General features: G+C 56.1%; 7 protein-coding genes and 4 pseudogenes. 5 read left to right on the forward strand and 6 right to left on the reverse strand.

The window, feature by feature from the left end:
- Window positions 1–554 (forward strand): annotated as a pseudogene (locus tag ACR3FF_RS24710) (hypothetical protein); the annotation flags it as partial.
- Between the two features lie 55 nt (window positions 555–609).
- Here the strand turns inward: ACR3FF_RS24710 and ACR3FF_RS24715 are convergent.
- Together ACR3FF_RS24715 and ACR3FF_RS24720 are read right to left on the reverse strand one after the other, a co-directional pair.
- The gene (locus ACR3FF_RS24715) at window positions 610–750 is read right to left on the reverse strand and encodes a hypothetical protein (protein WP_458190781.1); all 141 of its coding nucleotides are present in this window, start codon (window positions 748–750) and stop codon (window positions 610–612) included.
- A 102-nt stretch (window positions 751–852) separates the two neighbouring features.
- Window positions 853–3,300 (reverse strand): amino acid permease, encoded by a 2,448-nt coding sequence (locus ACR3FF_RS24720; RefSeq protein ID WP_458190782.1) that lies wholly within the window; start codon window positions 3,298–3,300, stop codon window positions 853–855.
- A gap of 117 nt (window positions 3,301–3,417) precedes the next feature.
- Between ACR3FF_RS24720 and ACR3FF_RS24725 the strand changes: the two are divergent.
- Window positions 3,418–4,047, forward strand: a pseudogene (locus tag ACR3FF_RS24725) (IS1595 family transposase); the annotation flags it as partial.
- 5 nt (window positions 4,048–4,052) lie between these two features.
- Here ACR3FF_RS24725 and ACR3FF_RS24730 read toward each other — a convergent pair.
- Window positions 4,053–4,328 (reverse strand): annotated as a pseudogene (locus ACR3FF_RS24730) (hypothetical protein); the annotation flags it as partial.
- 253 nt (window positions 4,329–4,581) lie between these two features.
- On the opposite strand from ACR3FF_RS24730, the gene ACR3FF_RS24735 reads away from it, so the two are divergent.
- The 3 genes from ACR3FF_RS24735 (at window position 4,582) to ACR3FF_RS24745 (ending at window position 6,027) form a co-directional block, all read left to right on the forward strand.
- The gene (locus ACR3FF_RS24735) at window positions 4,582–4,857 is read left to right on the forward strand and encodes a HalOD1 output domain-containing protein (protein ID WP_458190783.1); all 276 of its coding nucleotides are present in this window, start codon (window positions 4,582–4,584) and stop codon (window positions 4,855–4,857) included.
- Between the two features lie 358 nt (window positions 4,858–5,215).
- Entirely contained in the window at window positions 5,216–5,575 is a 360-nt protein-coding gene (locus ACR3FF_RS24740) for a DUF7344 domain-containing protein (protein WP_458190784.1), read from the forward strand.
- Window positions 5,576–5,787: 212 nt separating this feature from the next.
- Window positions 5,788–6,027, forward strand: coding sequence for a UPF0058 family protein (locus tag ACR3FF_RS24745; RefSeq protein ID WP_458190785.1), 240 nt, complete (start codon window positions 5,788–5,790; stop codon window positions 6,025–6,027).
- Between the two features lie 49 nt (window positions 6,028–6,076).
- Here the strand turns inward: ACR3FF_RS24745 and ACR3FF_RS24750 are convergent, their stop codons facing one another.
- From ACR3FF_RS24750 to ACR3FF_RS24760, 3 genes and pseudogenes are all read right to left on the reverse strand, one after another.
- Window positions 6,077–6,277: a DUF7835 family putative zinc beta-ribbon protein gene (locus ACR3FF_RS24750; RefSeq protein WP_458190786.1), complete on the reverse strand. Its 201-nt coding sequence runs from the start codon at window positions 6,275–6,277 to the stop codon at window positions 6,077–6,079.
- A gap of 174 nt (window positions 6,278–6,451) precedes the next feature.
- Window positions 6,452–6,634 (reverse strand): DUF7556 family protein, encoded by a 183-nt coding sequence (locus ACR3FF_RS24755; protein WP_458190787.1) that lies wholly within the window; start codon window positions 6,632–6,634, stop codon window positions 6,452–6,454.
- 327 nt (window positions 6,635–6,961) lie between these two features.
- Window positions 6,962–7,069 (reverse strand): annotated as a pseudogene (locus ACR3FF_RS24760) (DUF7389 domain-containing protein); the annotation flags it as partial.
- Window positions 7,070–7,183: the final 114 nt, after the last annotated feature.

The raw sequence follows: 7,183 nt of genomic DNA on the forward strand, positions 1-7,183 counted from the left end.
TCAACATATTCACGCCCTATCCAGCATCCAAGACAGTCTTCGTCTCATTTCGCGGTCTTTACCGTGTGAGGCGCAGCTTTTGCCGATGCAGTTATCGAGAGAGTGGACAACTAGCGAATATCCCAATCCAGCGGTGCGGTGCCGTGGGATTCCCGCGTCTTCAGGCGCGGGAGGATGTCAACTATGTCGTCGCTGGCGGGGTACTAACAGCGATTAACAGCCCGATAGCGCCGCCGAAGTACCTCTCGATGACCGGCGATTCCTGGTTCTTTGTGACCGGAATTATCATCTCGACGTTTGTTCTCCTCTCAACCGGATCCGGAATACTGTATCGGATGCTCACAAGATTCGACGATAGCCGCTCGCAGTTCGTTCTGATACTGAACTACGTCGGGCTTGGCTGTGCAGATGACCTTGATGCCAGCACGATCGCATTTCGTCCCCGTGGTGGAAGTCAAATCAAACAATTCCTCGCCGGTGACCGCTCGCTCAGACTGGTCACTGAACCCGATCGACCGGTAATTTCTGTCCCTATTGGCGGTGTGGATGAGTGAAACACTGCCGCATAGGACCCCCCGCCGTGTTCGCAGTGTTGACAGACGAGCTGGGTCACTCACCCGCCTGGAAGTTTTCGACGAATGCTTCGCGGATAGCCATCGGCGAGTCCTCGGATTCACGAACCATCGCCATAGTTCCCTCTGCTAGTTCACTGATCGTCTCCGAAATCGACCCGAACAGCGCCTGGGGCACGGCTCCGAACCGGGTTGCTTCAATACAGATGGTGTCGAATTCGTCCGCAATGTTCAGACTCGACCGATGGGGTAATTGATTCGACTGCCACAACAGGCCGGATTACGAGCGGCGACTTTTGAACCACCGAGTCACGCGTGACGTGATTCCAAGATCCCGTTTCGCCATGATGACGGTACTTTGCGCTCGCTGGCCGACCTCTTCAGGAATAGCCCCGAACACGACCTGCTGGAGAAGCCCTTCCCGGGACGCTCCGATGATTGTGAGGTCGTGATCGGCCGATTCCTCGACGATGGCATCAGCGATATCTGTACCGTCGATGATCTCCGTCGTCGTCTCGATATCTTCGAGTTCATCAACGATCGAATCGAGAATCGACTGCGCGTCGTCGTCACGGTCTGAGTCGTTAGACCGGACGTATATCACCTTGATGTGGGCATCGTTGCGCCTGGCGATGGCACGGGCAATCTCCGTTGCGAACTCGGCGTGCGGGCCGCCAGCAGTCGGCAGGAGAATCGAGTCCACTCTTCCGATAGACTCGCTGTCGGCGGCAGGGCCCACACGCTCGACTAGTACGTCACATCGAGCCTTGGTCACCACCTCGTCAACGTTACTACCCAGGACGAAATCACGACGCCGGGGACGGCTCCGCCAGCCCATCAGCACGAGGTCCATGTCGTCCTGTTCGATCGTATTGAGGATCGCCTGTGATACGTCGTGTCCAATACGGATTTTGCCACTCACCGGTACGTCCGGCTGCTCTTGGTTCGCAAATTCGATTGCTTGGTCAATGACAGCCCGTTCCTCATCCACGAACTGGTGCCCCTCTGAAAGCGGCGTCTGTTGTGGAACCGTGGCGACACTTACCGCTTCTATCTCGGCGTCTCGCTCCTCGGCAAGGTCGAGTGCCGTACGCATCAACTGCTCGACGGTCGCCGGATTCGCCACCGGGACGAGAATCCGTTGGTCGCGTTCCCGCCGCTCTTCGGCGGGCGCTTGCTCGGTTGTGACAGTCGGCGTCTCCTCTTCGAGTTTTGCCTCTTCCCGTGGTTGGGAGTAGAAGTAGTAGAGGAGGAGCCCCAGACCCATCCAGATAGTAGTCGTCACGAGGGCGATGAACCCATGCGAGTCCGGTCCCAGTCCGATTTCCATGCCCAGCGCCGAGAGGAGGAACGGCGTGAGCATGAACTGGAGGACGATGCCGATGAGCGGAGGCCACGGCATATAGGGAACTTCGTAGGTGCGAGGGAGGTCCGGGTGGGTCTTGCGCATCTTGATGAGTGTCCAGTTGACTTGGACGAACAACAGGATGAACATGATGTCTGCCGACGCCGCGACTGACTCGATTGGGAGTGCGACTGCCATCACCGCGATGAGCAGGGCCGAGAGGAAGATTGCCCAGTGGGGCGTTCGTTTCTCGGGATGGACCTTACTGAAGAACTCGGGGAGCGCTCGGTCACGCCCCATCGCAAACGAGACGCGTGACGAGGAGTAGACGGTTGCGTTCAGCGCACTCATCGTCGCGGTGAGTCCGGCAACGAGGAGCAAGGGAATGCCATATGGCACGAACTGGCCGGCTGCCTCAATTATGCCGAGTTCACCGAGGTTTCCAAGCAACTGCCACGTGGGCGCACCAGCGGGGACACCCGCCTGTTCGGCCAATTCGGGGATCGTCTCGATGCCCCCGATAGAGGCGAACGCGACGAGCACATAAATCGGCACGACGATGGCTAACGAGTAGAAGACGGCTTTCGGGATATTCTTGCCCGGATTGACGACTTCCTCTCCGGACTGAACGATGATCTCATAGCCCTCGAAGGCGATGTAGGTAAAGCCCATCGCACCAATAATACCAATGACACCGTTGGGTGCAAACCGGGGACTATTGAGGAATTTCGAGGGCCAGTTCGGCGTCTGTATCGTCGCCAGAATGCCGAAAGCGACGAAGACACCAAGGATAGCGACCTTAATGAACGTCACGATGACCCCGGCTTTCCCTGTCTCTTCGGCCCCACGATAGTTGATGTACGCGAACAGCGAGATCATCAAGACCGCCAGAATTTTATCAAGGAGTCCACGGCCGATGAACCCCAGCAGCTGGAATCCTTCGGTCAGAATGCCACCGTAGACCAGAAATTCAGTGAGGAACACGCCGAAGGTCACCGCGTACAGCGAACAGGCGATTGCGTGCGCGAACCAGGACATCCAGCCCGCGTAGAAGCCGTTCGGATCGACGAGTGCTTCTTTCACCCAGAGATAGCCCCCACCTGCCTCTGGGAACGCGGCGCCGAGTTCGGCATAGGAGACAGCTGTGAACAGCGCAACGAAGCCATTCAGAGCAAACGCGAGAATCAGTGCGGGCCCAGCGAGCCCCGCGGCGAAGCCCGTGAGGGCAAAGACACCGGCACCAATCATCGCCCCGACGCCAATGAACGTAATGTCGAAGAGACTCATGTCCCGCGAGAGTTCCGTCTCAACATCGCCGGATCCCCCCCGAGTAGCATCACCCTCCGTCTCTTTGGTCACACGATCTGGGGACTCGTCATCCATATCGAACACAATCAGACGCGGTATTAAAAAAGCGGGCGGCTTGGGGGTGATTCACTCCAACTCCTCGTCTGCGACTGGTCCGAGGTTCTTCCAGTGAATGTCGTCTGTTCCATCATATCTGTCTACTACTCGATTCGAGAGGTGGAAGCCGTGATCCATCGCGGCTTCCCCATCGTCTGGGAGCTTCTCGATCAGACGATCGGCGGCCCGACACAAGTCGACGAATGCGGCGCTGTCTGTTCGGGATACAAGGGTCAAGATCCGCCGCGAGACAGTCGTCGCGGCGGATCGACCCGATCGGGGTGGTCACGGTCGCGAGGATGTCATGGTGATTAACTGACGCTCGTCGCGGCGTGCCGCGACTCGCTTCGCGTGATTCGTGGCCAATCTGGAATCGATTACAGTGGCGACCTTGAACCAGTAATCTTGGAGGCTGCAGACCTCTCTACGGAGTTAGGAGAGATCTGGACTGACGGGCTGCAAGCGTATCGAGAAACGGAGGTTGACCATCATACTGTCGTGCACAAGCAGCGGTATGTGTCCGCTAAAGACGTCCATATCAACCAGGCAGGGGGTCTGTTCTCGCTCGTGACGCCGTGGCTGCAGAAGTTTCGCGGCCTGTCCAAGCAGGGCTTGGAACAGGCCGCTTACACCTTCGGCCTCATTCGGTCGTTGAACCTCGCCGGCGAATCCGTTGAAACCACCATCGACTGCCTCGTTCTCGGGGCTTTCCGCAGCTCTACATAAGAGCGATCCTCGTACAGACAGCGCGTGTTCGCGTTGTCTCCCGCCAGCGTTTGCTGGTCGTCGGCCGTTGCCGCGAACAGCGTGGACTGAGCACTCTCGGCTGATTGCTCGACGTCGGGCTGGTCATCGACGCCGAACTGACTCGCCGCTGGTCGATCAAGTCGTGAATCACGGTCGCGATGATCCACCTCTGCGCCGAAGTCCTCACGGGCGATGTCGACGCTCGATTCGCTGACATCGAGGTGCCCATCATAGCAGAACGGGTCGAGTGCTGCACCGATCTTTGTGCGCGTTAACTCACATTCAGTGAGTTCCGCTGCTTCAGGGCGTGAAAACTCCCCAAGGGCGCATTCGAATTTGAGCAGCCAGTGTCGCTCGTTCATTCATGTCGCTGGTTTTGGAACCACTCTGACGCGCGTTTGATGTGAAATGTAAATTCTCCAAATATTCAGATGAAACCTCGGTCGTTCTGTACGGTATTGTACACATGAATCAATACTCTTATCGTCCCCGACAGACTACTGTTTGAGGACGATGTCTACCCGTAACCAGCGTACACTGTCTTCCAGCACCGAGCATGCACAGGCAAGTACCGTTGTCATTGAGGCACTTCGGGAGTACGATGGAATTGATGTCGACGACGGAGAGTTCCGGCTCTATGACTTCATCGAGCCTGACGCTCTCGATACCATTTTTAGCCACAGGCCCACGGCGTCTGTATCCATCCAATTTGAAATACGAGAGGCAACCGTCACTGTTTGGCGGACTGCCGACGAAATCTTGGCTCGCGTCGGTCACAGCAGCGAATAGCTGGCTCGAAAAATGCAGTCACTCGGAGATGGATTCATTGACGAGCACAACCACTCCATTACCATCTATCGCGGACGAGTCCGCACATCGGCCGGGGCGCGTTTCGTTCCGGCCCGATGCATGGGCGGGTGAGCGTTACGAGTGTTGAAACCGTTATCATCGTCCAAGTCGATGGGGCTGAGAAGCATTTGGCCCAAATTTATTTCTTCCTATAGTATATTGAATACATACGGGATACTGATGGAGTATTGGATAGATTTGTCAAGACTGGTGGGTGGTACCACATGACATCCAGAGAGCACTCAACACGCTACTGCATGAACCGACATCCAAACCGACTGAGTGAGGGGAGTCCCCCATGACCCGACACACTAGCACAGGGACATCCAATGGGCAGGCACCATCACTCTCACTCGACGCGTGTTTCGAGATCGTCGCCGACCAGTGGCGTCGTCACCTGTTGTGTTACTTTGCCAGTGCCACGTCGCGCACCGCGACCATCGATGAGCTCGTCAGCAAGCTTATTCAGAAGAACTCCACGACGGCCACCACCAACGAGCGGATGGTTAGAGGCAGATTGCTGCACACCGATCTCCCGAAGCTAGCTGCATTCGGCGTCATCGACTATGACCAGCGGGATGAAACCGTCCGCTATTACGGATGCACTGAACTCGAGGCGGTCGTGACGGTTGCAGCACGTATGGAACAGTCGCCGTGACTTTACCGGCGGCCAAGGCGAATGCCACGGGGCTTGACCCCGAGGCGGTTCACGAGTGTTCCATGCCGAGTGCGAATAGCAGTGCTATTTGTCGTCGTGTCAATACCTCCGTCGTTGAATATCCGGTTCACCATCGTATCTTGATCAGTGGGGGGGTATCGCTTCGACACTGGGCCAGACCGTTAATCAGGGAGGCGGTGGACATCCAGAGTATGCAGAAGCGAGAGTATATCTATCTTCACCGGTTGCTCGTCAGCGTCGCTGAGTATTTCCAAACCACTGCCGGTATGCCTGCGACGGAGCTTACAGCATATACTCGCCTCGAGATCCATCCGCTTGACTTTCGCCGATCGAAAGCGGACCACCACACGGCGGTAATGACGCTCGGAACGGCTCTTTACGAGTGGGCGATGCAGGATGGCGAGCTTCTGGAACGGCCCACAGTCAACTGACCGATATTCCCCTCCCAAGAGTATGGTGAATCGACCCGACTGGATATGGTTACGCGTTATTCATCCGCTGGCTAGTCCTCTCACCGCAGATCTCGCACAACGCAACCCGATACGGTTCGCGCGAGAATTTCACGTTCTCTGTTTCCTTGCTCTCGGTGCGTATCTCGACCGAAATCTGGTGCGTGGTATTACGGTTGCAGTTTTCACAGTGTTCAGTGACTGACTGAAACCCCCGGCGTTTTGCTGTCATACTGTCCCTCTTCCAGTCGGCACAACTACCAGTTTGAGTATAAAGAGCGGCCTTCGTTAGTCTGGGTTCGAACGGTTTGGATCGAGTAATGACGCTTGAACCGGTCTCAACGGCCGACAATCCCCACCGAGAAATTTCGGGTGCGGTGTCCACTGGCCGGGAGGATGCGATTGTTCACCGCCATGCGTCTAGTTCTGCTGCGGCTGCACGGTCGATCGCGATCCACGCATCGTCTTTCGTGATGTCTGCGATGATCGCTGTCTCAGAGCTCTTCCCAGAAAATGTCGTGTCGACCGCGAACACAATCTCGGATTTCTGGTTCTCTGCGTCCCGTGTGTTGCTTTTTGAGTCGATCATTACTCTCAATTGCTACTGATAATTGGTCGGCTATTCCGCTTTCTCGGCTCCACTTCAATTGCGGAATTGTTGTGGCTCTAAAAGGGGGTTCTGACCAAATCATCAAAACGATAGTACTGTGCTATCGTGTTGCACTATTGCGTGTCTCTAACCGTCATTCCATTTTGGGATAATAGTAGCTCGATACCACTCACACGATAGCAATGTCACAATTTTAGGACGCGGAAGATAAATCGATATACTGTGACGCTCGGAGGATCCATGCAACGAGTGGTTCAAATGGGGTTCGGCGACGAAAAACCGTGTTGGAACGCTACTCGGTGTCTCGTCGTCCGGCTGAATCTGCCGCACGTCCGCGGCGAGATTGTTGATGTACGCCCGCAGCGTCTCCATGTCCTCACGCGCCTCCTCTAGCGTTTTTGCCTTCACTTTCGCTAGTTGTCCACTCTCTCGATAACTGCATCGGCAAAAGCTGCGCCTCACACGGTAAAGACCGCGAAATGAGACGAAGACTGTCTTGGATGCTGTGATGGGGCGTGAATATGTTGA

It is taken from the genome of Haladaptatus ordinarius (assembly GCF_054177595.1).

Coding starts and splice junctions, on each gene's coding strand:
- ACR3FF_RS24745 (WP_458190785.1), top strand. CDS start 5,788: ATGCAGAAGCGAGAGTATATCTATCTTCACCGGTTGCTCGTCAGCGTC.
- ACR3FF_RS24740 (WP_458190784.1), top strand. CDS start 5,216: ATGACCCGACACACTAGCACAGGGACATCCAATGGGCAGGCACCATCA.
- ACR3FF_RS24720 (WP_458190782.1), bottom strand. CDS start 3,300: ATGGATGACGAGTCCCCAGATCGTGTGACCAAAGAGACGGAGGGTGAT.
- ACR3FF_RS24755 (WP_458190787.1), bottom strand. CDS start 6,634: ATGATCGACTCAAAAAGCAACACACGGGACGCAGAGAACCAGAAATCC.
- ACR3FF_RS24735 (WP_458190783.1), top strand. CDS start 4,582: ATGTCTACCCGTAACCAGCGTACACTGTCTTCCAGCACCGAGCATGCA.
- ACR3FF_RS24750 (WP_458190786.1), bottom strand. CDS start 6,277: ATGACAGCAAAACGCCGGGGGTTTCAGTCAGTCACTGAACACTGTGAA.